Source organism: Roseomonas sp. OT10 (genome assembly GCF_020991085.1).
Lineage (GTDB): Bacteria > Pseudomonadota > Alphaproteobacteria > Acetobacterales > Acetobacteraceae > Roseomonas > Roseomonas cutis.
Map to the genome: position 1 here is coordinate 4137566 of NZ_CP087719.1, position 24866 is coordinate 4162431.

A 24866-nucleotide genomic window follows, 5' to 3' on the forward strand; every position below is an offset into this window, starting at 1 on the left:
CCCGATGAGGGGCGGGCGGGGCGGCGGGCATCGCCCCCAGGCGGGCAGGCGGCGCCGCGCAGGAGCCCCCCGGGGGGGGGGCGGGGAGCGCGGCGCTCCCTCCCGGCGGCGTGGCCCGTCTCAGGCGGCGCGGCCGGCCATCGGCGCGAGGGCCCCGCGGGGCCGGTAGACGATCAGCGTCGCCACCAGCCCGCAGGCCCCGGCGAAGGCCAGCCACAGGCCCGGCGCCGCCTTGTTGCCCGTCGCCTCGATCAGCCAGGTGGAGACCAGCGGGGTGAAGCCGCCGAACAGGGCGGTGGCGAGCGAGTAGGCGAGCGAGAAGCCGGCCGTGCGGACCTCGGGCGGCACGATCTCCGTCAGCGCCACCACCATGGCCCCGTTGTAGCTGCCGTAGAGGAAGGACAGCCACAGCAGCACCAGCAGCATGTTCAGGAAGGTGACGTGCCCGACCAGCCAGGCCAGCGCCGGATAGGCGGTCAGCGCCGTCAGCGCCGAGAAGGCCAGCAGGACCGGCCGCCGCCCGATGCGGTCCGACAGCGCCCCCATCACCGGCAGCCAGAAGAAGTTGGACAGGGCGACGCAGAAGGTGACCGCCAGGCTCTGCGTGTCGGTCAGGCCCAGCACCGTCTTGCCGAAGGTGGGGGTGTAGACGGTGATCGCGTAGAACGAGACGGTGGTGGTCACCACCAGCAGCATCCCCAGCAGCACGATGCGCCAGTTCCGGCCCAGGGTCGCGAAGACCTCGCCCGCCGTCGGCCGGTGGGTGCGGTGCAGGAAGGCCTGGGTCTCCTCCAGCGAGCGGCGGATATAGAACAGCACCGGCACGATCATGCAGCCGATGAGGAAGGGGATGCGCCAGCCCCATTCCGCCATCTCCGCCGGCAGCAGCGCCCGGTTCAGCGCGAAGCCCAGCGCCGCGGCGGCCATGATCGCCACCTGCTGGCTGGCGGACTGCCAGGAGACGTAGAAGCCCTTGTGCCCGGGGGTCGCCATCTCGGAGAGGTAGACGGAGACGCCGCCCAGCTCGACGCCGGCGGAGAAGCCCTGGAGCAGCCGCCCGACCAGCACCAGGAAGGGCGCCAGCAGGCCGATCGTCGCATAGCCGGGCACGAAGGCGATCAGGATGGTGCCGCAGGCCATGATGCCCAGGGTGACGATCAGGCCCCGGCGCCGCCCGATCCGGTCGACATAGGCGCCGAGCAGGATCGCGCCGAGCGGGCGCATCAGGAAGCCCGCGCCGAAGGTCATGAAGGTCAGCATCAGCGAGGCGAACTCGCTGCCGGCCGGGAAGAAGGTCCTGGAGATGTGGGTGGCGTAGAAGCCGAACAGGAAGAAGTCGAACATCTCCATGAAGTTGCCGCTGGTCACCCGCAGCACGGTGCCGACCTTCGAGGCGGCAGGAGCGGTGGCCGCGAGGCCCGGGGAGATGGCTGGTTCTGGGCCGGTCATGGCGTTTCCCGTGTCAGGCCCCCGGGCAGCCGCCACCCTCCGGCGAGGCGGGCGGGACAGGCGGTTCCGAGGCGGCAAATCGGAGAAGGCCGCCCACCCCTGGGGCGGCGGCCTTCAGACACGGGAAAGATACAAGAGTGACCCGCGCCGGCAGGTGTCCGGCGGGTGTCTTGTCGGCAAGGGTATCTTGTCGGCAGGCTTGGCGCCCGGCTCCGCCCGAAGGCGGCCGGGCGCCGGCCGGTCAGCCCTTGACGGCCTTGATCATGGTGGAGCCCAGCGCCGCCGGGCTCTCCGCGACATGGATGCCGGCCGCGCGCATGGCCTCCATCTTCGCCGCGGCGGTGTCCTTGCCGCCGGAGATGACCGCGCCGGCATGGCCCATGCGGCGGCCCGGAGGCGCCGTGGCGCCGGCGATGAAGCCGACCACGGGCTTGTAGTTGGCCGAGCCGGGCTTGTTCTCCCGGCCCAGGAACTCCGCCGCGATGATCTCCGACTGGCCGCCGATCTCGCCGATCATGACGATCTGCTTGGTCTCGGGATCGGCCAGGAACATCTCCAGCACCTCCTGGAAGTCGGTGCCCTTCACCGGGTCGCCGCCGATGCCGACGCAGGTGGACTGGCCCAGCCCCGCCGCCGTGGTCTGCGCCACCGCCTCATAGGTCAGCGTGCCGGAGCGGGAGACGACGCCGACCGAGCCGCGCTTGTGGATGTGGCCCGGCATGATGCCGATCTTGCAGGCCTCGGGCGTGATCACGCCCGGGCAGTTCGGCCCGATCAGGCGGGACTTCGAGCCGTCCAGCGCGCGCTTGACCTTGACCATGTCCAGCACCGGGATGCCCTCGGTGATGCAGACGATCAGCGGCACCTCCGCCGCGATGGCCTCCAGGATGGAGTCCGCGGCGAAGGGCGGGGGCACGTAGATGACGGAGGCGTCGGCGCCCGTCGCCTCCACGCATTCGGCGACCGTGTTGAAGACCGGCAGGCCGATATGGGTCTGCCCGCCCTTCCCCGGGGTCACGCCGCCCACGTAGTTCGTGCCGTAGGCGATGCCCTGCTCGGCATGGAAGGTGCCCTGGGCTCCGGTGAAGCCCTGGGTCATGACCTTGGTGTGCTTGTCGACGAGGATGGCCATGGTTCAGGCGGCCTTCTTCACGGCGTCCACCACCTTCTGGGCGGCGTCGGCGAGGTTGTCGGCGGGGATGATGGCGAGGCCGGATTCGGCCAGGATCTTCTTGCCCAGCTCGACGTTGGTGCCCTCCAGCCGCACCACCAGCGGCACGGAGAGGTGCAGGTTCTTGCTGGCGACCACGATGCCGTTGGCGATCATGTCGCATTTGGCGATGCCGCCGAAGATGTTGACCAGGATCGCCTTGACGTTGCTGTCGGAGGTGATGATCCGGAACGCCTCGGTCACGCGCTCGGCCGTCGCCGTGCCGCCCACGTCGAGGAAGTTCGCCGGCGAGGAGCCGTAGAGCTTGATGATGTCCATGGTGGCCATCGCGAGCCCGGCGCCGTTCACCATGCAGCCGATCTCGCCGTCGAGGGCCACGTAGTTCAGGTCGTTCTTGACCGCGTCCAGCTCCTTCGGGTCCATCTCGCTGTCGTCGCGCAGGGCCTCGAGGTCCTTGTGGCGGAACAGCGCGTTGTCGTCGAAGGAGACCTTGGCGTCGAGCGCCACGACCTCGCCCGCGCCGGTCACGACCAGCGGGTTGATCTCGACGATCGCCATGTCGAGGTCGGTGAAGGCCGCGTACATGGCGGTGACGAACTTCGTGAAGACGCCGACCTGCTTGCCCTCCAGCCCCAGCCCGAAGGCCAGCTTGCGGGCATGCCAGCCCTGGATGCCGGCGGCGGGGTCGATCGCGACCTTGAGGATCTTCTCGGGGTGGTGCTCGGCCACCTCCTCGATCTCCATGCCGCCCTCGGTGGAGGCCATGATGGTGATGCGCGAGGTCTCGCGGTCCACCAGCAGGGAAAGGTACAGCTCGCGCTTGATGTCGCAGCCGGCCTCGACATAGACCTGATTGACCACCTTGCCGTCCGGCCCGGTCTGCTTGGTCACCAGCGTGTGGCCGAGCATCGCGGCCGCGGCGGCCTTCGCGTCCTCCGGCTTGACGACGCGCACGCCGCCCTTGCCGTTCGGGTCGTCCTTGAAGCGGCCCGCGCCACGCCCGCCGGCATGGATCTGGCTCTTCACCACCACCACCGGGCCGGGCAGCTTCTTCGCCGCCGCCTCGGCCTCCTCGGGGGTCTTCGCGACCTGGCCGTCGAGCACCGCGACGCCGTAGCGGCGCAGCAGCTCCTTGCCCTGGTATTCGTGGATGTTCATGCGGGCACCGCTTCCCTGATCTGGGCGGGTCCGGGGCGGCGCGCCCCGGTCCCCGACGGGTGGATGGGCCGGGGCTTCGCCCGGTCCCCCGGAAAGGAAAGGGCCGGGACCATGGTCCCGGCCCCCGCCGTCAGACGCCGAGCTTCTTGAAGTCCTCGACCAGCTTCTTCACCGCGTCGCAGGACTTGTCGAAGGCCGCCTTCTCCTCGGCGGTGAACTGCACCTCGACGATGCGCTCCACGCCCCCCTCGCCGATCACCACCGGCACGCCGACGTAGAAGTCGTTCAGCCCGTACTCGCCGTTCAGCATCACGGCGCAGGGCAGGACGCGCTTCTTGTCCTTGAGGTAGCTCTCGGCCATCGCGATGGCCGAGGCGGCGGGCGCGTAGAAGGCGGAGCCCTTCTCCAGCAGCTTCACGATCTCGCCGCCGCCATTGGCGGTGCGGGCGACGATCGCGTCGATCTTCTCCTGGGTGGTCCAGCCCATCTTGATGAGGTCGGGCACGGGGATGCCGGCCACCGTGGAGTAGCGGGTCAGCGGCACCATGGTGTCGCCGTGGCCGCCCAGCACGAAGGCGGTCACGTCCTCGACGGAGACGTTGAACTCCTGCGCCAGGAACAGGCGGAAGCGAGCGCTGTCCAGCACGCCGGCCATGCCGACCACCTTGTTCGCCGGCAGGCCGGACTTCTGCTGCAGCACCCACACCATCACGTCCAGCGGGTTGGTGATGCAGATGACGAAGGCGTCGGGGCAGTGGGTCTTGATGCCATCCGCCACCTGGCTGATGACGCCCGCGTTCTTGGTCAGCAGGTCGTCGCGGCTCATCCCCGGCATGCGCGGGAAGCCGGCGGTGACGATCACCACATCCGCGCCCGCGATGGCGGAATAGTCGGACCCGCCGGTCATGGCGCTGTCGAAGTCATCGACCGGGCTGGACTGCATGATGTCCAGCGCCTTGCCGGCCGCCACGCCGCCGAAGACGTCGAACAGCACCACGTCGCCGAGCTCCTTGAGCCCGATCAGGTGGGCGAGCGTGCCGCCGATGTTGCCGGCGCCGATCAGGGCGATCTTCTTGCGGGCCATGGGGGTTCCTTCGGACGTAGCGTTGCACTGCAATAGAGGGCTGGCACTGCGCTTAGACCCGCCCGCCCGCCCCGGCAAGGCGCCCGGGCCGCCCCGGGCCGCCGAAACCGCCGCGGGCGTCGCGGGAAGGTGGCAGGCCCGGAACGGAACGAGGCCCGGGGGCTCTCCCCCGGGCCTCGTTCGACAGGTTAGGTGCCGGTCCGGACCGGGCCGCCGGACGCGGGGCCTGGGGCTTTCCCCCTCCCCCGCCCCGGGGCCGGCGCCCCGCCGGAGCGGCGGTTCAGAGCGGCATGCAGCGGATGGTGTCGGAATGGCCGCGCGCCAGGGTGGCCATGGTCCCCTCGGGGCAGGCCATCTGGTCGCCATCCGCCGCCGGCAGGCCGGCATGCCAGGAGCGGCGCGGCGTGGCCGCGGCGGCCGAGCCCACGAAGCCCACACGGCGCAGCGAGCTGCTGCCGGCCTGGGCCATGCGGGAGCCCTTCTGCACGCGCACGGCGGCCACGGCCTGCCGCCCGGCGGAGCGGGCGGCCTTGGCCGTCTGGCGCCCGGCGCTGCGCGCGGCCACCACGCGGCCCTCGCCGCGGCGCGTGGCGACCGAGGCGCTCGCCCGCCGCGACGGCGCGGCGGCGCGGGCGGTCTGGCGGGCCGGCGTGGCACGGGCCGCCGAGCGGGCGGGCGTGGCACGGGCGGCGGTCGCGCGCGCGGCAGTGGCACGGGCGACAGTGGCACGCGCGGGCGCCGGCGCCTTGGCGGTGCGGGTCACCTGGGCGCCCCGGTTCGCCTCGCCCCTGCGGGCGGCATCGGCGCCCCCCGCGCCGGCCGCCAGCAGGCCGAAGCCCGTGATCAGGATCAGGAGTGTACGGCGCATGCTTGTCCCCCTCATGCGTCTCAGGTGAGGTGCGGCAGGGCCAGGTACTCCTGGCTCTGCATCTCCATGAGGCGGGAGGCGGTGCGCTGGAACATGTGCGCGTTCTCCCCCCGCTCGTAGAGCCGGTCGGGCTGGTCGGCGGCGCTCGCCACCAGCTTGCAGCGGTGCTCGTACAGGGCGTCGATCAGCGTCACGAAGCGACGCGCCTTGTCGAAGTTCTCCGGGCCGAGACGGGGCACCCCGTCCAGGACCAGGGCGTGGAAATGCGTGGCGATGGCCAGGTAGTCGCCGGGCCCCAGGAAGGCGCCGCACAGCTCGTCGAAGCTTGCCCGCGCCACGCCGTTGGCGGCCTGCGGAATCTCCACCTTGCGGCCGAGCACGGTCAGGCTCTCGGGCCGGCCCCGCGCCTGGCCGGTCAGCTCGCGGAAGGCGGCGTCGAGGGCACGCTCGGCGCGGCCGTCATCAGGGGAATGCCAGGTCGGCAGGCCGCGCACCCGGTCACGGCGATAGTCCTGGTTGGCCTGGAGGAACAGCACCTCCAGCCGCTGCTTGATCAGCGCGATGAAGGGCAGGAAGGCGTCGCGCCCGGGGCGGCCCTTGAACAGGTCGTCCGGCGCGGTGTTGGAGGTCGCCACCACCACCGTGCCGCGGGCGAAGAGCGCCTCGAACAGCCGGCCCAGGATCATCGCGTCGGTGATGTCGTGGACCTGGAACTCGTCGAAGCACAGCAGCGCGGCCTTGCCCGCGATGCTGTCGGCGAGCGGCGGGATCGGGTCCTCGCCGCCCGGATTCTCCTTCTTCCAGGCGTGGATTCGCCGGTGGCAGTCCTGCATGAACTGGTGGAAGTGGATGCGCTGCTTGCGCGGCACCTCGGCGGTGGCGAAGAACAGGTCCATCAGCATGGACTTGCCGCGCCCGACCTCGCCGACGAGGTAGAGGCCGGTCGGCACGTCGCCCGGCGCCTCGTCCACCGGCTTGCGGCGGAAGAAGCGGGAGAGGAAGCCGCTCTCCTCGGGCGCGGCGCCGGGCCTCGGGTCATAGCCGCGGGTGCGGCGCCACAGGTCCTGCAGCTTCTCCGCGGCCAGCGCCTGCGCGGCGTCCGGCCGCAACTCCCCCGCCGCGACCTTGGCGCGGTAGGCGGGGAGCGGGCCGGGCGCCGTCGGCGTCATGACGCCGAGGGCAGCGGGGGCCGGGGTCTGTCCGTCCATCGGTGGGAGGGCATAGCCGGGTTGCAGGCCGCTCGCAACCACGTGATGCTCAACGTAACCGTGAAGAGGTCAGGCCATCCCATTGGAAGATTTGAAAAGCTTCAGGAAATGCCCAGCCCGGCAAGGATTCCGCACCGCGCCGATCCATCCGTGATCACGCCGTCCCGACCCTGGGGACCCTGGGCCTCGGCCCGGATATGGCGGGTCGTTCCGGCGTAGGAGCAGCGCTGGTCCCCGAGGGCGGTCCGCAGGCGTGGTTCATCGGTCCGCCGATCCTCGCAACGCCACAGTCGCCGGGGAGCCTGGAGCCCCGGCGTGACCCGGCCTCCATGATTGGGGGGTGCAGGGGCTCTGCTCCCGCCAGGCAAGGGGGCCGGCCAGGGAAGCCCCCGCCCGCAAGCCCAGGGCCAGCGTCAGGCCTCGGTGTGCCCCTCGTCCCTGCCCACGGACCGCATGAGGGCGAGCGTTTCCTCGCGCGTGGTCTGTGTCTGCACCTTGTCCGCCTCGATCAGGGACAGCTCGGCCAGCGGGACGTAGCCGCGCTCGCCATTCGCCGCCACCACGCGGATGCGGCCGGCATCGAGGTGATCGACCGTGCCGATCCGCTCGCCCCGGCAATCCACCACAGGCAACCCCTCCTGCAGCAGCGTCGTGTCCACCATGGCCGTCCTCCCGCTCCCAGGACGGGGAAACGGCGCAGCGGGCGGCCGGGATGCGGTCCCGGCTCAGGGCAGGTGCGACAGGTGATGCGCCAGGGCGTCCAGATCGGCATCGGCGACGCCGTGCAGGGCCGCGTTCATCTGCGTGTCCGAGCCGACCCGCACCCCGTCGCGATACTCGCGCAGCGTCCGGGCCAGGTAGTCCTCCCGCTGCCCGACCAGCAGCGGCACCTGCTGCTGGCCGCGGTAGTCCGGCGTATGGCAGATGCCGCAGCGCCCCCGCTGCGCCGCGGCCGCCCCGGCCGCGAAGCGCGCCGCATCCCGGCGCGGGCGGTCGGGGGGCGGGCCAGGCGGCAGGGCGGCGGCCCAGGCGGCCAGATCCTCGATCTGCGCGTCCGTCAGCCCCTCCACGGCGGGTTGCATGGCGGGCACGTCGCGCAGCCCCTCGCGGAACAGGACGAGCTGGATGGTGACGAAGCCCGGCTGCTGCCCGGCGAGGGAGGGGATGTCCGGCATGGCCGAGCGGCCGCGCTCGCCATGGCAGGCGGCGCAGTTGCGCTCCGCCGCCAGGGCGGCACCCCGGCGCGCATCCGCCGCCTCCGCCCCACCCGGCGCGGCCAGCGCGCCGAGCAGGGCCAGGACCGCACCATGCCTCACCGCGTGGCGGAGACGCGGTAGATGGCGCCGTTCTGCTCGTCCGAGACGAGCATGGAGCCGTCCGGCAGCATCAGCACGTCCGTGGGCCGGCCGTGGAACTGGTTGCCCTCCAGCAGCCCGGTCAGGAAGGGCTCGACCACGCCCTTGCCGTCCGGACCGATGCGGACGGTGACGACGTCGTAGCCGGCCTTCTGCTCCCGGTTCCACGAGCCGTGGCGCGCGACGAAGGCGCGGCCGCGCCAGGCCTCGGGGAAGGCGGTGCCGGTGTAGAAGCGCATGCCCAGCGCCGCCGCATGCGGGCCCAGCTCCGCCACCGGCGGCGGGAATTCACTGCACCGGCGCTGCGCGTGCTCCGGGTCCTGCCAGCCATTGCCGGAGCAGAAGGGGAAGCCGTGGTGCTGCCCGACCGGCTCCAGCCGGTGCAGCGTGTCCTGTGGCGCGTCCTCGCCCGCCCAGTCGCGGCCGTTGTTGGTGGCGTAGAGGACGTTGCTGCCCGGCTGCCAGTCGAAGCCGACGGAGTTGCGGATGCCGCGCGCCACCACCTCGCGCCCCGAGCCGTCCGGGTTGTAGCGCAGGATCAGCGCATGCCGGTTCTCGTCGATGTCGCAGGTGTTACAGGGCGCGCCGACGTTCATGTACAGCTTCCCGTCCGGGCCGAAGGCCGCGAACTTCCAGCCGTGATGCGCCTCGGTCGGCAGGGCGAAGGCGGCGGTCAGGTCCACCGGCTCGGCCGTCGTGCCGGACGCCACGTTGTCGAAGCGCAGCACCCGGTTGATGGCGATGACGTAGAGCGCGCCGTCCCGGACCGCCACGCCGTTCGGCTGGTCCAGGCGCTGCGCCAGGATGCGGTGCCGCCGCTGGCCGCCCTCCTCCTGCACCGCATAGACGCGGCCGATGGTGCGGGTGCCGACGTAGATCGTGCCGTCCTCGCCGCGCGCCATCATCCGGGCGCCGGGCATGCCGCTGGCCCAGAGCTCCACCCGGAAGCCATCCGGCACGCGCAGGCGGGCGAGCGGGATCTGGTCCGCCGGCGTGGCGGTCAGGCGCGGGGCATGGGGGGCAAGGGTGCTGTTGGCCTGGGCGGCGCTGCGGCCCTGGGTCCAGGCGGGCGGGGCGGGAGGCTGCTGCGCGAGGGCCGGCACGGCGAAGGAGAGCGCGAGCGCGAGGCCCGGCATGAGGCGGTGACGCATGGTGTCCTCCCGGCGCGGGGCTTGCTGCCCCGGTTCCGGGAGGAAGAATGGCAGAGGCTGCGGCGGCCCGGCAACCGGAGGTTGGCCGGGCCGCGGCGCGTCAGCCCTGGCGTTCGACCATCAGCTGCTTGATGTGGCCGATGGCCTCGGCCGGGTTCAGCCCCTTCGGACAGGTCCGGGCGCAGTTCATGATCGTGTGGCAGCGATAGAGGCGGAACGGGTCCTCGAGGTTGTCGAGGCGGCCGCCCGTGTCCTCGTCGCGCGAGTCAGCGATCCAGCGATAGGCCTGGAGCAGCACGGCCGGGCCGAGGTAGCGGTCGCCGTTCCACCAGTAGGACGGGCAGGCGGTGGAGCAGCAGAAGCACAGGATGCACTCCCACAGCCCGTCCAGCTTGGCGCGCTCGGACTTGGACTGGAGCCGCTCGCCGTCCGGCGGGGGCGCCGTGTCGGACTTCAGCCAGGGCTCGATGGAGCGGTACTGCGCGTAGAGCTGCGACAGGTCCGGCACCAGGTCCTTCACCACCGGCATGTGCGGCAGCGGGTTGATGCGGACCTCGCCCTGCACGTCCTCGATCGGCTTGAGGCAGGCGAGGGTGTTCAGCCCGTCGATGTTCATCGAGCAGGAGCCGCAGATGCCCTCGCGGCAGGAACGCCGGAAGGTCAGGGTCTGGTCGACCTCGTTCTTGATCTTGATGAGCGCGTCGAGAACCATCGGCCCGGTCTTGTCCAGGTCGAGCTCGTAGGTGTCGTAGCGCGGGTTGGCGCCGGTATCCGGGTCCCAGCGGTAGATCTTGAAGGAGCGGACCTTCTTGGCGCCGGGCTCGGCCTTGTAGGTCTTGCCCTGCTGGACCGTGCTGTTCTTCGGGAGAGCGAAGGTGGCCATGGCTCTGTCAGGTCCTCAGTACACGCGTGCCTTGGGCGGGAAGACCTGAACCTCGTTGGTCAGGGTGCGCATCTTCACGTCGCGATAGGACAGGTCCACCTTGCCGTTCTCGTCCACCTTGGCGAGGGTGTGCTTCATCCAGTTCACGTCGTCGCGCTCGGGATAGTCCTCGTGGGCATGCGCGCCGCGGCTCTCGTGCCGGGCCTCGGCGCCGACCATGGTGGCCATGGCGTTGCCCATCAGGTTGTGCAGCTCCAGCGCCTCCATCAGGTCGCTGTTCCAGATCAGCGAGCGGTCGGAGACGCGCAGGTCGGACAGGCCGTCCCACACGCCCTCCATCTTGTCCACGCCCTCCTTCAGCAGCTCGGAGGTGCGGAACACCGCCGCATGCGCCTGCATGGTGCGCTGGAGGCTGACGCGCAGCTCGGAGGTCGGCGTGCCGCCCTTGGCGTTGCGGATGCCGTCCAGCCGCGCCAGCGCCTTGTCGCCCGCATCGGAGGGCAGCGGCGCCTGGCGCGCGCCGGGCTTGATCGTCTCGGATGCCCGGTGCGCGGCGGCGCGGCCGAAGACGACGAGGTCGAGCAGGGAGTTGGTGCCCAGCCGGTTGGCGCCGTGGACGGAGACGCAGGCCGCCTCCCCCACCGCCATCAGCCCGGGCACCACCGCGTCCTGGTCCTCGGCCGTGGGGCGCAACACCTCGCAATGGATGTTCGTGGGGATGCCGCCCATGTTGTAGTGGACGGTCGGCAGCATCGGGATCGGCTCCTTGGTCACGTCCACGCCGGCGAAGATCTTCGCCGTCTCGGAAATGCCCGGCAGGCGCTCGTGCAGCAGGTCCGCGCCCAGGTGCTCCAGGTGCAGGTGGATGTGGTCCTTCAGTGGGCCGACGCCGCGGCCCTCGCGGATCTCCATCGACATCGCGCGCGAGACGACGTCGCGCGAGGCGAGGTCCTTCGCCGTGGGGGCGTAGCGCTCCATGAAGCGCTCGCCCTCGGAGTTGGTGAGGTAGCCGCCCTCGCCGCGCGCGCCCTCGGTGACGAGGCAGCCCGAGCCGTAGATGCCCGTCGGGTGGAACTGCACGAACTCCTGGTCCTGCATCGGCAGGCCGGCGCGCAGCACCATGCCGCCGCCATCGCCGGTGCAGGTGTGGGCGGAGGTGCAGGAGAACCAGGCGCGGCCATAGCCGCCGGTGGCCAGCACGACCGTCTGCGCCCGGAAGCGGTGGATGGAGCCGTCCTCCAGGCACCAGGCCATGACGCCGCGGCAGGCGCCCTCCTCGTCCATGATGAGGTCGAGGGCGAAGTACTCGACGAAGAACTCGCAGTTGTGCTTCAGCGACTGCTGGTAGAGCGTGTGCAGGATGGCGTGGCCGGTGCGGTCGGCGGCGGCGCAGGCGCGCATGGCCGGCGTCTTGCCGTAGTTCTGCATGTGGCCGCCGAAGGGCCGCTGGTAGATCTTGCCGTCCTCCGTGCGGGAGAACGGGACGCCGTAGTGCTCCAGCTCGATGATGGCCGGGATCGCCTCGCGGCACATGTACTCGATGGCGTCCTGGTCGCCGAGCCAGTCCGACCCCTTCACGGTGTCGTACATGTGCCAGCGCCAGTCGTCCTCGCCCATGTTGCCCAGCGCGGCGCCGACGCCGCCCTGTGCCGCCACGGTGTGGGAGCGGGTGGGGAAGACCTTGGTGATGCAGGCGGTCTTGAGGCCCGCGGCGCCCATGCCGAAGGTGGCGCGCAGCCCCGCGCCGCCCGCGCCGACCACCACCACGTCGTAGGTGTGGTCCACCACGCGGTAGGAACCGCCGCCGAGTCCCGGCTTGCCGATCGCGTTCATCTCAACCGCCTCGTCCATCCGTCCGCGCGGTGTCGGGGCCGGCGGAAGCCTTCCGCCCGAAGCCCTGGCGCCGCCCGGCACCTGTTTCCCCGGGGCCGGAGGCCCCTGTCATATCCGCGGGGCCGAAGGCCCCGGTCCAATCCGTGGGGCCAATGGCCCCCATCATCCCTGCCGGGCCGAGGTCCCCGGTCCCGTCCGCGAGGCCGGCGCCCCTGACGCAGCCTGCCCCACGCGGCGTCCCCTGCCTCAGACGGCGATCCGCAGCACCGCGAGGGCGGCGTAGAGCGCCAGCACCGTGCAGAGCGCCTTGACCGTCCAGACGGCGATCTGCCGCCGGCTCTCCGGCCGCACGTAGTCCTCGATCACCACCTGCAGCCCGGCCGCGGTGTGCTGGAAGCCGATGCCGATGATCAGCAGCAGCAGCACGGCGTTGAAGGGCCGGCCGATCCAGGTCACCACGCGCTCATAGGGCGCGCCCGCGAGGCTCGCCGCCGAGAGCGCGAACCAGATGGTCAGCGGCAGCAGGGCGATGGAGGTCAGGCGCTGCACCCACCAGTGGTGCACGCCGCTATGGGCGGAACCCAGGCCGCGCACCCGCTTGAGCGGCGCCTGGAGTCGGAGGGCGGTCTGCTGCTCGCTCATCGGCCGTCTCTCCTCAGCGCGCCCAGGCCACGATGGCGATGATCCAGGTCAGCACCGTCGCGACGGCCGTGCCGATCAGCACCCAGCGGCCGCTGCGGTAGGTGGTGGGGATGTCGAAGCCCCAGCCGGCATCCCAGGCGAGGTGCCGGATGCCGTTCAGCGTGTGGTACCAGGCGGCGCCGGTCATGCCGAACAGCACCAGCACGCCCAGCCAGGAGCTGAAGTACCAGGCGGCGTTGTGGAAGGCGCGCGGCCCGGCGGCGGCCGCGCCCAGCCACCAGACCAGGAAGATCAGGCCGAAGGCCCAGGCGCAACCGGTGATGCGGTGGCTGATGGAAAGCGCGCTGGTCATCTGCAGCATGTCGTAGACCTGCAGATGCGGCGAGAGCGGGCGGCGCACCGGGGTGCCGTCCGACCGACGGCCTGTCATCATCGCCTCGCGCGCGTCGTGCCCGACTGCCATCGCACCGTTCCCGTATCGCCTTGCAGCCCTTCCGCGGACGGACCGGGTCGGGCCCGGCGGAAGCAGCGCCGGCTCCTTTTATGTTCCTGTTTTGCGACGCGTCAACGCGGGGCCCGCCGTATGGCAGGCCCCGTATCCGGGAATGGACCCGCAAAGTGCCACGGGTTACTGCAAATGAGAAAAGTTCGCGGGGGAAGGGCCTACCAGCCGCGGTAACCCCGTCCGTAATAGCCCGGCGGCGGACCATAGCCGTAGCCGTAGCCATAATAGTCCGGCCGGCGCGGCGTGGTCGCGGCGCCGCCGATGGCCCCGATCGCGCCACCGATCAGCGCGCCCGCGCCGACATTGCCGTCCGTCGCCCCGGCGATCGCGGCACCGGCACCGGCACCGAGCAGGCCACCGCCGACCGCGCGCTGCCCGGGGTCGTAGGGGTTGCTGCACCCCGCCAGTCCCAGGAACAGCAGCCCCAGGGCGGCGGGGCGCAGCATCCGGCGCAATGTGTTCGTCTCCATGGCACCCTCCATCCCGGCACCCTGGTCGCGGACCAGGGCACCTTTGGGGCGGCAGCGCGTCGGAGGCGAGGCGGGTTGGATCGTCCCGAAACTGTTACTGGGCAAAGCCCGGGGCCGGTCCGGCGCCGTGGCAACCCGCGGGCGGACCGGCGACGCGGACCGGACCAGCGCCCGTCCCGGAGTCGCCGCCGGGCCAGCGGCCCGCCACTCTCGCGGTGCGCCATCCGGCAGCCCCCGTTCCCCCGGGTGGCGCGGCGCAGCCGGCTGGCGCCTGGCCCATGACACCCGGCGGGTGACCCGGCGCATGGGCCGCGACCTCCTCCGGCACCATCATCCACGGATGGCATCCGGCACCGGCGGGAGCCTTTCCGGAGCGCCGCTCCGGGCACCGCTTCCGATGCCCGGCGCCGGGATCAGGCCGTCTCGCGGACCAGCAGGCCCTGGCGGTCCATCTCCTCGGCGATCTGCACCGCGTTCAGCGCCGCGCCCTTGCGCAGGTTGTCGGCGACGCACCAGAAGGCCAGGCCGTTCTCCACCGTCGGGTCGCGGCGCAGGCGCGAGACATAGACCGCATCCTCGCCCGCCGCCTCGACCTGGGTGACGTAGCCGCCATCCTCCCGCCGGTCGAGCACGGTGATGCCCGGGGATGCCCGCAGCGCCTCCCAGGCCTGCTGCTCGGTGATCGGTCCCTCGAACTCGACGTGCACCGCCTCGCCATGGCCGACGAAGACGGGCACGCGCACCGCGGTCGCGACCACGGCGATGTCGGGGTCGAGGATCTTGCGCGTCTCCGCCGCCATCTTCCATTCCTCCTTGGTGAAGCCGTCGTCGAGGAACTTGTCGATGTGCGGGATGCAGTTGAAGGCGATCGGCTTGGTGAACTGCTCCGGCGTCGCGGGGTCGTTCACGAAGACGCCGCGGGTCTGGGCGAAGAGCTCGTCCATCGCCTCCTTCCCCGCGCCGGAGACGGACTGGTAGGTCGAGACCACCACCCGCTTCACCCGCGCGATCTCATGCAGCGGCTTCAGCGCCACCACCATCTGGATGGTCGAGCAGTTCGGGTTGGCGATGATGCGGCGCTTGCGGAAGCCGGCCAGGGCGTGCGGATTCACCTCCGGCACCACCAGCGGCACGTCCGGTTCCATGCGGAAGTGGCTGGTGTTGTCGATCACGACGCAGCCGGCCGCGGCCGCGCGCGGGGCATGGACGGCGGAGACGGAGGCGCCGGGGCTGAACAGGCCGATATCGGTGCCGTGGAAGTCGTACTTGTCCAGGCTCTGGACCTTCAGCACCTTGCTCTCGCCGAAGGAGACCTCGGCGCCGGCGGAGCGGCCGGAGGCCAGGGCCACCACCTCGTCGGCGGGGAAGTTCCGCTCGGCCAACGTCTTGAGCATCTCGCGCCCCACCGCACCGGTGGCGCCGACGACCGCAACCTTGTAGCCCATGACCCTGAACCCTTCCCGGGCTTCCGCCCCTGTCCTAACGCGGGCGGAATTAGGGTCCCGGGGCCGGGCCACGCAAGCCCGGAAAGATCGGCCCTGGGCCGCGCAGGGCCCGCAGCCGGATCAGCGTCCTTGCTGTTGGCGGGCCAGCTCGTTCGCCAGCTCCTGCTGCGCCCGCAGGTTGGGGTTGCGGCGGTATTCGTCCGCGATCGCCTGGTTGCGCTGGACCTGTGCCGCGGCGGCCGCCTGCTGCTGCCGCTGCTGGGCCACCGCCGCCGCCCGCTGCTGCTGCGCCGCCTGCCAGTTGGGGTCCTGGGCCCGCTGCTGCTGGCGGACCTGCTGGTTCACCAGCTCCTGCTGCGCCCGCAGGTTGGGATTGCGCTCATACTCGTCCTGGACCGCCCTGTTGGACCAGCCCCGGCCCGGCGGCGGACGGCCGCGCCAGTCGTCATAGCGCGGCGGCGGCGGGGCATAGGCATAGCCCGGCGCGGGATAGACGGGGGCCGCATAGACGGGCGGGGCATAGGCCGGAGCGCTATAGCCCCCGACATACCCGCCGCCGCCATAGACCGGCCCGGGCCCGCCGAAGCCTGGATAGCCACCCGGATCGGCGCAGCCGGCCAGCGCCCCCAGCCCCATGGCTCCGATGATCGCCCAGCCCTTCACGGCCAACCTCCCGCTCCCGGCGGCGCACCCGGCACCGCGCAATGCATGCTGCGGTCTGATCGCGCCGGAATCATGGCGGTTCCATCACGTCTCGCGGCGGATCAGGCCGCGCGGACCGCCGACAGGAAGTCGGTCGCCTTGCGCCGCAGCCCGTCTGCCGAGGCCGCAAGGCCGGCGCTGCCCTGCAGCATGGTCGCGGCGGCCCCGTCCGTGGCCTCCGTCGCCGCCCGCACCCCGCCGATGGCCCGGGTGACCGTCGCGGTACCCTGCGCCACCTCCGCCGCCGCCCGGGCGATCTCGCGGGTGGTGCTGCCCTGTTCCTCGACGGCGGCGGCGATCGCGGTCGCGATCTCGCTGGTGCGCTCCACCGTCGCCCCGATGCCGCGGATCGCCTCCACCGCCTGCCCGGTGGCCGCCTGCATCTGCGCGATCTGGGCGGCGATCTCCTGCGTTGCCTTCGCCGTCTGCGCCGCCAGCCCCTTCACCTCGCCCGCGACCACGGCGAAGCCCCGGCCCGCCTCCCCGGCCCTTGCCGCCTCGATGGTGGCATTCAGGGCCAGCAGGTTGGTCTGCCCCGCGATCTCCCCGATCAGCCGCACCACCTCGCCGATGCGCTGCGCGCCCTCGCTCAGCCCGCGCACCGTCGCGTCGGTGGCGCGCGCCTCGGCCACGGCATGCTCGGCCACCTGTGCCGCCTCCCCGACCCGGCGGGTGATCTCGTCCACCGTCGCGGCCATCTCCTCCGCCGCGGCCGCCACCGCCTGGACATCGGCGCTGGCCTGGCCCGAGGCCTCCGCCGCCTCGCCGGCCTGCCGCCCGGAGGCCAGCGCCTCCTGCGCCACGCTCTCCGCCGCCTGCCGCAGCTCCGCGGCGCGGGCGGCGACGCCGTCCACCAGCCCGCCCACCTCGCGCTCGAAGGTATCGGCCAGCCGGGCCTGCTCGGTCACCATGGCCCAGGTCAGCATGGGACCGACGTAGCGGCCGGCGGGATCGAGGATCGCGCTGGCCTGCAGGTCCATCACCTCCCCGCCCAGCCGCACCCGCGCCCGGCAGGGCAGCCGCGCCGGGTCGGAGAGCAGGGCGCGCTGGTGCTCCGGCCGGGCATGGAAGATGTCGATGCTGCTGCCCGCCACCTCTTCCGGCCGGTAGGGCAGCGCAGGGGCCAGCTGGTCGAGGACGCGCCGCATCTCGGCATTGAGGTAGCCGATGCGGAAGCCGTCGCGCGGATCGGCGGTCATGACGCCCAGCGGCAGCTGCTCGATCATCTGCTGCTGTGCGAAGGCGCGGCCCACCGTGGCGCGCATCTGCTCCACCGCGCGTGCGATCATCCCGATCTCGTCGCCGCGCCCCTGGTCCGGCACCGCCTGCCCCGCATCCCCGGCGGCGATCGCCGCGATCCCCGAGGCCAGCCGGCGCAGCGGCGCGCCGATGGCGCGCGCCGTGGCCCAGCCCGACAACGCCAGCAGCAGCGCGGTGCCGCCGGCCAGCAGCAGCGTCAGGTCGCGCGTGCGGCCGGTGGCCCGCAGCACGGAGGCCTGCTCCGCGGCCGCCAGCGCCCGCATGCCCTCCATCGCGCCCGCCATGGCCGCCTCGGTCGCCTGCTGCCCCGCCGCCACCTGCTCCCGCAGCGCGCGGTTGCTCGCCTCGGCGGCGGCGAGGATGGCCTCGGACGCCTCCGACATGGCATCGGCCAGGCCCCCCAGGCGCTCCACGTCCTGGCGCAGCCGGTCCGACATGGCCTGGGACACCACGCCGCGGCGATAGACGCGCAACTGCCCCACGGCCCGGCGGATGCGGCGCGGCTGCCCCTCCTCGGCCGTGGCGAGGTAGCGCTGCACGCCGATCCGCAGCTCGTTCACCGCGCCATGCAGCACCATCAGGCGCTGGCGCAGCATCTCCGCCTCCGCGGGGCCGGGGGTCTCGTACTCGATGCCGCTCTGCACGGCCTCGAAGGCCTGGTCGTAGGCGGCGCTGGCGGCGAAGAGACGGGCCTCCCGCGCCTCCAGCAGCGCCCGGCGCGCCTCCGCCACGGCCGCCACGCCCTGGCCATAGAGGTCGATCCCCGGCAGCGCGGCAAGAACGGCCTCGCCCAGGGCCGGCTCCGGGGCCAGGGCCGCCGCCTGGCGCGCCAGGGAGCGGGTGCGCTCCAGCGCGCCCGCCGCATCCTGTGCCACCGCGTCCAGCTCCGCCGGCGTCTGCGAGGCCAGCAGGTCGCGGCTCAGCACCGGCATGCGCTGGCTTTCCACCAGGGCACGGTTCAGCAGCTCGTCGGCCCGCAGCACCTGGGCCAGCCGGTCCTGACGCGCCGTCACGCCGGCCATCTGCCACTGCACCAGCACGGCGAGCAGGGCGAGCAGCAACATCGTCAGCGCCACCGAGGCGGCGAGCCTCCGCCCCACCGAAAGGTTGCGGATCAGGGCCATGGTCAGCTGCCTCCCGGCGGTCCGTCGAGCCGGCAGGATCGCAGGCGAGGGTGAAGGCCCGCTGAACGGCGGCCCTTGCGCGACCGCGCCCGCGACGGCAGATGCGCGGCCGTGCTGAACCTGCTCAAGCTCTCCGTGGGCCCGCGCGACGTGGCCGAGCTGCGCCGCCTGCAAGCCGAGCGCCTGCGGGAGGGCGGCCGGCTGTTCCACCGCACCCGCGTCTTCCCGCGCCGCGCAGCGGAGCTGCTGGAAGGCGGCTCGATTTACTGGGTGGTCAGCGGCTTCCTGCAGGTCCGCCAGCGGCTGCACGCCATCGAGGAGGACACGAAGGACGGGCTGCCCTGCGCCGCGCTGATCCTCGACCCGGCCCTGGTCCCGGTGGAGATGCGGCCGGTGAAGCCGTTCCAGGGCTGGCGCTACCTCGCCGCCGAGGCCGCGCCGGCCGACCTGGCGCAGGACGCCGCCCCCGCCGAGGGGCTGGAAGCCCTGCCCCCCAGGCTCCGGCGCGAGCTGCGGTCGCTCGGCCTGCTCTGACGGCGCCGCGCCCCGCTACCCCCCCCCACCGGGGCCACGAGCGGGGCCCGAACCCTGCTGGGGGTCTGGCTCCGTGTGCTGGGTGTCATACCGACGGGTGGATAACCCGACCCGTCATGCTGTGGTGTTCCGGCGTCGGCACCGGGAGGGGACGCTGTCCCCTCCCAGACCCTCCCCTGCCGGGGCCACAAGCGGGCCCCGGACCCCGCTGGGAATTGGCTCTACAGGGCTGCCGTCAGCCTGCGGGCTGATCCCAGACGGAGCGCGGACAAGCGGGACTCTGGAATAGCTTTGAAGGCGTCAGTGAGTGCTGCGGCCGTGCCCGCCGAGGAGCCATGCTCCTCGGCGCTGTGACCCCGTGTCCGGCTGTCCCGCGGCAGCACTGATCGGGTCCAGGGCCCGCAGGGTCCTGGCGGAGTGGGGGTACGGGGGCGAGGCAGAGCCTTGCCCCCGGGCCACGGGCGCACCCCGCGCCGGCACGGATCGAGGTATCCCGCCGTCCGTATCGGCCTGCGAGCCGAACCCCGGGGAGAATGCGGACAGGCGGGGTGCCGGAGCGAGGCCCTGGGTCAGGCCTTCGCCGGGCGGGCGCGGGCGGAGGCGCCGATCCAGGCCCAGGCGGCGAGGGCGGCGCCGAGCATGCCCCAGGTGGCGTTGTAGTTCAGCACGGCGATGATCCCGAGGGCGACGGCGGCGACTCGCAAGGCCCAGGGCGCGCCGAGGAAGGACCACAGCCCGAGGGCCAGGGCCGCGCCGCCCCAGAGCTGCCAGTGCTGCAGCCAGAGCAGGGCGGCGCGCGGGGTGCAGGCCGCGGGGGCCCGGGCCAGGTCGAGGCAGGCCGCCCCCCATTCGCGCGGCTCCACGTAGAGGTGGCGGTAGAGGGCCATTGCCCCCAACGCCAGCACCACGATTCCCACGCCCTGCCAGTCCCGTCGTGTCAGCATGGGACCGATGCTTGGCGCCGGGGCGTGGCGAGGGCAAGCCCGCATTGTGGCGGCCGCCGGGCAGCTTGGCGCGGTGCCGCGGGCGGGCCAGATGGGGGTGGATGCGATTCCCCTTCTTCGACCGCCGGCCGCAGGTGGCGGTCCTCCGTCTCTCCGGCCTCATCGCGCCGCGGGCGCCCGGGCTGGGCGGGCCGGTACTGAACGCGGCCTCCCTCGCCCCCGCGCTGGAACGCGCCTTCGCCCTGAAGCGGCTGGCCGGCGTGGTGCTGGCCATCAACTCGCCCGGCGGCTCGCCGGTGCAGTCCAGCCTGATCGCCACGCGCATCCGTCAACTGGCGGAGAAGCGGGGCGTGCCGGTGATCGCCTGCATCGAGGATGCCGGGGCCTCGGGGGGCTACTGGCTGGCCTGCACGGCGGATGAGATCGTCTGCGACCCGGCCTCGGTGGTGGGCTCGATCGGTGTCATCTCCCAGGGCTTCGGCTTCCAGGAAGCGATGGAGCGGCTGGGGGTCGAACGGCGGGTGGTGACGGCGGGAGAGCAGAAATCCTTCCTCGACCCCTTCCGCCCGGCCGATCCGGAGCAGCAGGAGCGGCTGCGCGACCTGCTGGCCGCGCTGCACGAGGAGTTCAAGGCCTGGGTCCGCGCCCGCCGGGGCGAGCGCCTGGTCGGCGAGGAATCCCTCCTGTTCAGCGGGCGCTTCTGGGCCGGGCGGGAGGCGGTGTCGCTGGGCCTGGCCGACCGGCTGGGCGACCTGCACGGCGAGATCGCGACGCGCTTCGGGGAGGAGGCCCGGCTGGTCTGGCTGAACGCCCGCCGCCCGCGCTGGCCCTGGCGCATCTTCGCGGCGGCGGCCGGAGCGGGGCTGTCGGTGATGGAGGAGCGCGGCGCCCGCGCCCGGCTGGGGCTGTAGGCACCGGCGCGTCGAGGCGGGACGCAGGGTTGCAGGCGGATCATTCCTTCCCTGCATGGCTTCTTCATCCCGTTGCGACGCCAGGCGGGCCATATGCGCCCGCATGAAGATCGCCGGTGTCCCCTATCGCAGCATCTGGGTGGATGAGGATGGCTGGTCCGTCCGCATCTTCGACCAGACGAAGCTTCCCTGGGCGGTGGAGACCCTCCGCCTGACCGACGAGGCGCAGGTGGCGCACGCCATCCGCTCCATGCAGACGCGCGGCGCGCCGCTGATCGGCGCCACCGCCGCCTATGGCCTCGCCCTCGCCCTGCGCCGCGACCCCTCGACGGAGAATCTGGAGCGCACCGCCGCCATGCTGGCGGAGACGCGCCCGACCGCGATCAACCTGCGCTGGGCGCTGGAGCGGATGCTCGACGCGCTGCGCAACCAGCCAGCGGAGCGCCGGGCGGAGGCCGCCTATGCCGAGGCGAAGGCGATCTGCGACGACGACGTGGAGACCAACCGGCGCATCGGCGAGCACGGCCTGCCGCTGCTGCAGGAGATCGCCGCCCGCAAGGCCGCCGAGGGCCGCGGTGAGGAGCCGGTGAACATCCTCACCCACTGCAACGCCGGCTGGATCGCGACCGTGGACTACGGCACCGCGCTCTCGCCGATCTACCAGGCGCACGACGCGGGCATGAAGGTGCATGTCTGGGTGGACGAGACCCGCCCGCGCAACCAGGGCGCGGCGCTGACCGCCTGGGAGCTGGGGGCGCACGGCGTGCCGCACACGGTCGTCTCGGACAATGCCGGCGGCCACCTGATGCAGCACGGGCAGGTGGACATCGTCATCGTCGGCACCGACCGCGTCACCCGCAACGGCGACGTGGCCAACAAGATCGGCACCTACCTCAAGGCGCTGGCGGCGAAGGACAACGGCGTGCCCTTCTGGGTGGCGCTGCCGCATTCCACCTACGACCCGCGCGTGGCGGACGGGGTGCGGGAGATCCCGATCGAGGAGCGATCCGGCGCGGAGGTGACGGAGGTCACCGGCCGCCTCGCCGATGGCGGCATCGCCACGGTGCGCGTGGTGGCCGAGGGCAGCGCCGCCGCCAACCCCGCCTTCGACGTGACGCCCGCGCGCCTCGTCACCGGGCTGGTGACGGAGCGCGGCCGCTGCGACGCGTCCGCCGCGGGGCTGGCCGGCCTCTATCCCGAGGCGGCATAGTCCCCGCCATGCTGCGCGTCGCCGTCATCGAGAACTCCCCCCTCGCGCCCCTCGGCCTGCTGGGGGAGGCCTTGGCGCGGCGCGGCGCGCGGCTCGACATCCTGCCCGGCCCGACGCTGGCCGATCACGCGGCGGCGCTGGATTCGGCGGACTTCCTCGTTGGCCTGGGCTCGCCCAAGGCGGTCTATGACGGCGACGACTGGATCCGCTGGCAGGTGGGCTACCTCGGCCGTGCGGTGGCGGCGGATCGCCCCTATCTCGGGATCTGCTTCGGCGCCCAGCTTCTCGCCGCCGCCATCGGCGGCCGCGTCGAGGCCACCGGCACCCTGCACGCCGGCTGGACGGAGATCGTGGACGGCGCGGCCCCGGGCGGCGCGGCCTCCGTCTGGCGCGGCCCCTGGATGCGCTGGCACGGCGACCACGTCCGCCTGCCGCCCGGTGCCGAGGTGCTGGCCCGCGCCGACGACACCATCCAGGCCTTCCAGTTCCGCCGCGCCGTCGGGCTGCAATTCCACCCGGAGGCCAATGCCGGCTGCATCGCCGACTGGATCGCGATGACACCGCCCGAGCGACTGCGCGGCGTGGACACGCAGGCCCAACTCGCCCTGACCCGTGCGCGCGAAGTGTCCCATGCCCCTGCCCGCGAGGCGCTGCTGGACGAGGTGCTGAACCGCTGCGGCGTCACCGGCCTCGCACGGGCTGCCTGATACCGGCAGCAGCAGGGCCTGTTGCGCTGTGGTGTTCCGGCGGTGGACCGGGAGGGGACGCCGTCCCCTCCCAGACCCTCCCCTGCCGGGGCCACAAGCGGGCCCCGGTCCCCGCTGGGAGTCTGGTGCTTCATGGCCGCCGTCAGCTGCGGGCTGAACCCTGACGGAGCGCGGACAGGCGGGACTCCGAAAAAGGTTCAGAGCGCGTCAGCGAGAACGGACACCGTACCCGCCGAGGAGCAATGCTCCTCGGCGCCTCGACCCAGTGTCCGGCTGACCCGCGGCAGCGTTCATCGGGTCCAGGGCCCGCAGGGTCCTGGCGGAGTGGGGGTATCGGGGGCGAGGCAGAGCCTTGCCCCCGGGCCACGGGCGCCCCCCGCACCGGCGCATCACGCCGCCCGTATGAGCCGGGCCCTAGGGCGGCCGGACAAGAAAAAGGGCCGGTCCCGTGGGGACCGACCCTTTCAGTTGAGGCGGGCGGGCTGGCTCAGGCCGAGCGGGTGCCCACCAGCTTCCAGGTCGGATCGCTGCTGTGCAGGTCGCGCTGGAAGGTCCAGAGATCGTTCAGCTCCGTCACGGCATCGGTTCCGGATACCGGCGTGCCGTCGGCGTTGGAGGTCATGTTCACCTGGTCGGAGACGAAGCGCACGGTGACATCGGCGGTGCTGCCGCGCAGGTCCGCCGCTTCGATCGACGCCTCGTGGAGCGCGCGGATCTCCGTGCGCTGCGTCTGGTGCGCCGCCTCGCGGGCGTTCAGCGCCTGCTCGAACCCGGCCCAGGTCTCGTCGCCCAGCAGGTCGCGCAACACGGTGCGGTCGCCACGCGCGAAGGCCTCCACGATCATGCGGAAGGCTCCCTCCGCGCCGCCCAGGAAGGCGCGCGGGTCGAAGCCCGGATCCTCGGCACGGATGCGGGCGAGCGCCTGTCCGGCCGGGCTGCGTGCATCGGGCACGGCGTAGCGGGTGCCGGCGGTGGCCGCGGCAGGGGGCAGCTCCGCCGCCTCGCCCTCGATGGCGCGGGGCTTGTAGCCTGGGGTTGCCTGGGCCTCCGGCTGCCGTTCGAAGCCCGTGCGCTTGCCCAGGACGGAGCGCAGCCGCAGCACCAGGAATGCCGCGACCATCCCGAACAGAATCAGATCTAGGGGAAAGCCGCCCTGCATCATTCTCTCCTCTGTCATGCCCATCTGGGGATGACAAGCAGTTCACACAACGCCGGATCGCCCCGACCGTCACGCACGGCCAAGGGGCCTCCGGCCCGATCATCGGTCCGGCAGCGCCCATTGCCGCATCCCGGCGCCCGCGCCAACTTCGCCGCATGATCCTGCTGCGCCATGGCCAGAGCGAATTCAACCTGCACTTCACCGCGACCCGGAAGGATCCGGGCATCCAGGACCCGCGGCTGACGCCCCTGGGCCACGAGCAGGCACAAGCCGCCGCCGTGGCCCTGGCCGGGGAGGGCATCACCCGCATCCTCGCCAGCCCCTATACCAGGGCGCTGGAGACCGCCGCCCCGCTGGCGAAGCGCCTGGGCCTGCCGGTGCTGGTCCAGCCCCTGGTGCGGGAGCGCTACGCCTTCACCTGCGACGTCGGCAGCCCGATCAGCCGGCTGACCGCCGACTGGCCGGAGCACGACTTCGCCGCGATCGAGGAGGTCTGGTGGCCGCAGGAGGAGGAGCCGCCCGAAGCCGTCGCCGCCCGCGCCCGGCGCTTCCGGGGCGAGATGGCGGTCCGTCCGGACTGGGCCCATACGGTGGTGGTCAGCCATTGGGGCTTCATCCTGGCGATGACCGGGCAGTCGGTGACGAACGGGCAGTGGCTGCGCTGCGACCCCACCGGTCCGGAACCGGCCGAGGTGATCTGGAAGCACCACTGACGCGGCCAGGCAGGCTCCCCGGCCCCTGGGCCATCCCGTCACCCCCGATGGCCGCTACCTCGTCGTGCGCGGCCGGCTCTGGCGGATGGCCGACCCGGCCCTGCCCGCGGAGCGTCGCGCGGCGCTGACCCGGGACCTCATGGCCGCCCGCCGGGCGGTCGGGACCGCGCGGCGGGCCGGCGACGCGGCCGCCCTGGCGGAAGCCCGGCAGGCCGTGGATTCCGCCAAGCGGGCGCTGGGCGAGCGCGGGCCGGTCTGGTGGACCGATGGCGCGCCCGACCTCAACCGCCGGCTGGCGCGCAACACCCCCTATGCCGCCTGGTTCGCGGGGCTGGGGGAGGCCGGCGCCTGACCGGCGGCCCGACCCGGCGGCCCCGGCT

Annotated in this window: 25 protein-coding genes; 6 read left to right on the forward strand and 19 right to left on the reverse strand. The window is 72.7% G+C overall.

Features of this window, described 5'->3' with window-relative positions; genetic code table 11:
* Positions 1 to 120 precede the first annotated feature (120 nt).
* The 17 genes from LPC08_RS18795 to LPC08_RS18875 all read right to left on the reverse strand — a co-directional run bounded on the left by LPC08_RS18795 (position 121) and on the right by LPC08_RS18875 (position 18308).
* Positions 121 to 1449 carry an MFS transporter gene (locus LPC08_RS18795; RefSeq protein WP_230449761.1) on the reverse strand — a complete coding sequence of 443 codons (1329 nt, stop codon included), beginning with the start codon at positions 1447 to 1449 and terminating at the stop codon, positions 121 to 123.
* Positions 1450 to 1690: 241 nt separating this feature from the next.
* Positions 1691 to 2581: a succinate--CoA ligase subunit alpha gene (sucD, locus tag LPC08_RS18800; RefSeq protein ID WP_230449762.1), complete on the reverse strand. Its 891-nt coding sequence runs from the start codon at positions 2579 to 2581 to the stop codon at positions 1691 to 1693.
* Between the two features lie 3 nt (positions 2582 to 2584).
* On the reverse strand, positions 2585 to 3778 hold the full coding sequence (gene sucC / locus LPC08_RS18805) for an ADP-forming succinate--CoA ligase subunit beta (protein WP_230449763.1): 1194 nt from the start codon (positions 3776 to 3778) through the stop codon (positions 2585 to 2587).
* A 130-nt stretch (positions 3779 to 3908) separates the two neighbouring features.
* Positions 3909 to 4862, reverse strand: a complete 954-nt coding sequence (mdh, locus tag LPC08_RS18810) for a malate dehydrogenase (protein WP_230449764.1) — start codon at positions 4860 to 4862, stop codon at positions 3909 to 3911.
* A gap of 280 nt (positions 4863 to 5142) precedes the next feature.
* Positions 5143 to 5730, reverse strand: coding sequence for a hypothetical protein (locus LPC08_RS18815; RefSeq protein ID WP_230449765.1), 588 nt, complete (start codon positions 5728 to 5730; stop codon positions 5143 to 5145).
* A gap of 20 nt (positions 5731 to 5750) precedes the next feature.
* Positions 5751 to 6938, reverse strand: coding sequence for a cell division protein ZapE (gene zapE, locus LPC08_RS18820; RefSeq protein WP_230449766.1), 1188 nt, complete (start codon positions 6936 to 6938; stop codon positions 5751 to 5753).
* Between the two features lie 413 nt (positions 6939 to 7351).
* Positions 7352 to 7600: a DUF2171 domain-containing protein gene (locus LPC08_RS18825; protein ID WP_230449767.1), complete on the reverse strand. Its 249-nt coding sequence runs from the start codon at positions 7598 to 7600 to the stop codon at positions 7352 to 7354.
* A 63-nt stretch (positions 7601 to 7663) separates the two neighbouring features.
* Positions 7664 to 8254 carry a c-type cytochrome gene (locus LPC08_RS18830; RefSeq protein ID WP_230449768.1) on the reverse strand — a complete coding sequence of 197 codons (591 nt, stop codon included), beginning with the start codon at positions 8252 to 8254 and terminating at the stop codon, positions 7664 to 7666.
* Entirely contained in the window at positions 8251 to 9444 is a 1194-nt protein-coding gene (locus LPC08_RS18835; protein WP_230449769.1) for a PQQ-dependent sugar dehydrogenase, read from the reverse strand. The genes LPC08_RS18830 and LPC08_RS18835 overlap by 4 nt, the downstream gene beginning before the upstream one ends.
* 100 nt (positions 9445 to 9544) lie before the next feature.
* Complete coding sequence (locus LPC08_RS18840) at positions 9545 to 10327, reverse strand: succinate dehydrogenase iron-sulfur subunit (protein WP_230449770.1); 783 nt, start codon at positions 10325 to 10327, stop codon at positions 9545 to 9547.
* A 15-nt stretch (positions 10328 to 10342) separates the two neighbouring features.
* A complete protein-coding gene (gene sdhA, locus LPC08_RS18845) occupies positions 10343 to 12160 on the reverse strand; it encodes a succinate dehydrogenase flavoprotein subunit (protein ID WP_230449771.1) in 1818 nt (605 codons plus the stop codon).
* Between the two features lie 246 nt (positions 12161 to 12406).
* On the reverse strand, positions 12407 to 12802 hold the full coding sequence (gene sdhD / locus LPC08_RS18850) for a succinate dehydrogenase, hydrophobic membrane anchor protein (protein WP_230449772.1): 396 nt from the start codon (positions 12800 to 12802) through the stop codon (positions 12407 to 12409).
* Positions 12803 to 12815: 13 nt separating this feature from the next.
* Positions 12816 to 13265, reverse strand: a complete 450-nt coding sequence (gene sdhC, locus LPC08_RS18855) for a succinate dehydrogenase, cytochrome b556 subunit (RefSeq protein WP_230449773.1) — start codon at positions 13263 to 13265, stop codon at positions 12816 to 12818.
* 200 nt (positions 13266 to 13465) lie between these two features.
* Complete coding sequence (locus LPC08_RS18860) at positions 13466 to 13777, reverse strand: YMGG-like glycine zipper-containing protein (RefSeq protein WP_230449774.1); 312 nt, start codon at positions 13775 to 13777, stop codon at positions 13466 to 13468.
* A gap of 413 nt (positions 13778 to 14190) precedes the next feature.
* On the reverse strand, positions 14191 to 15222 hold the full coding sequence (locus tag LPC08_RS18865; RefSeq protein WP_230449775.1) for an aspartate-semialdehyde dehydrogenase: 1032 nt from the start codon (positions 15220 to 15222) through the stop codon (positions 14191 to 14193).
* A 120-nt stretch (positions 15223 to 15342) separates the two neighbouring features.
* Positions 15343 to 15885 (reverse strand): hypothetical protein, encoded by a 543-nt coding sequence (locus LPC08_RS18870; RefSeq protein WP_230449776.1) that lies wholly within the window; start codon positions 15883 to 15885, stop codon positions 15343 to 15345.
* Between the two features lie 101 nt (positions 15886 to 15986).
* A complete protein-coding gene (locus LPC08_RS18875; protein WP_230449777.1) occupies positions 15987 to 18308 on the reverse strand; it encodes a methyl-accepting chemotaxis protein in 2322 nt (773 codons plus the stop codon).
* 75 nt (positions 18309 to 18383) lie between these two features.
* Here LPC08_RS18875 and LPC08_RS18880 point away from each other — a divergent pair, with 75 nt between their 5' ends.
* A complete protein-coding gene (locus tag LPC08_RS18880; RefSeq protein ID WP_230449778.1) occupies positions 18384 to 18842 on the forward strand; it encodes a DUF1489 family protein in 459 nt (152 codons plus the stop codon).
* Positions 18843 to 19411: 569 nt separating this feature from the next.
* Here the strand turns inward: LPC08_RS18880 and LPC08_RS18885 are convergent.
* On the reverse strand, positions 19412 to 19786 hold the full coding sequence (locus LPC08_RS18885) for a hypothetical protein (protein ID WP_230449779.1): 375 nt from the start codon (positions 19784 to 19786) through the stop codon (positions 19412 to 19414).
* 101 nt (positions 19787 to 19887) lie between these two features.
* Between LPC08_RS18885 and LPC08_RS18890 the strand changes: the two genes are divergently transcribed.
* The 3 genes from LPC08_RS18890 to LPC08_RS18900 all read left to right on the forward strand — a co-directional run bounded on the left by LPC08_RS18890 (position 19888) and on the right by LPC08_RS18900 (position 22614).
* Entirely contained in the window at positions 19888 to 20697 is an 810-nt protein-coding gene (locus LPC08_RS18890) for a S49 family peptidase (protein ID WP_230449780.1), read from the forward strand.
* Positions 20698 to 20800: 103 nt separating this feature from the next.
* Positions 20801 to 21907 (forward strand): S-methyl-5-thioribose-1-phosphate isomerase, encoded by a 1107-nt coding sequence (mtnA, locus tag LPC08_RS18895; RefSeq protein ID WP_230449781.1) that lies wholly within the window; start codon positions 20801 to 20803, stop codon positions 21905 to 21907.
* Positions 21908 to 21915: 8 nt separating this feature from the next.
* Complete coding sequence (locus LPC08_RS18900) at positions 21916 to 22614, forward strand: type 1 glutamine amidotransferase (protein WP_230449782.1); 699 nt, start codon at positions 21916 to 21918, stop codon at positions 22612 to 22614.
* Positions 22615 to 23101: 487 nt separating this feature from the next.
* Here LPC08_RS18900 and LPC08_RS18905 read toward each other — a convergent pair whose 3' ends face one another.
* Positions 23102 to 23734: a Tim44/TimA family putative adaptor protein gene (locus LPC08_RS18905; protein WP_230449783.1), complete on the reverse strand. Its 633-nt coding sequence runs from the start codon at positions 23732 to 23734 to the stop codon at positions 23102 to 23104.
* A 194-nt stretch (positions 23735 to 23928) separates the two neighbouring features.
* Between LPC08_RS18905 and LPC08_RS18910 the strand changes: the two genes are divergently transcribed.
* Together LPC08_RS18910 and LPC08_RS18915 are read left to right on the forward strand one after the other, a co-directional pair.
* A complete protein-coding gene (locus tag LPC08_RS18910) occupies positions 23929 to 24486 on the forward strand; it encodes a histidine phosphatase family protein (RefSeq protein ID WP_230449784.1) in 558 nt (185 codons plus the stop codon).
* A gap of 85 nt (positions 24487 to 24571) precedes the next feature.
* Entirely contained in the window at positions 24572 to 24838 is a 267-nt protein-coding gene (locus tag LPC08_RS18915; protein WP_230449785.1) for a hypothetical protein, read from the forward strand.
* Positions 24839 to 24866: the final 28 nt, after the last annotated feature.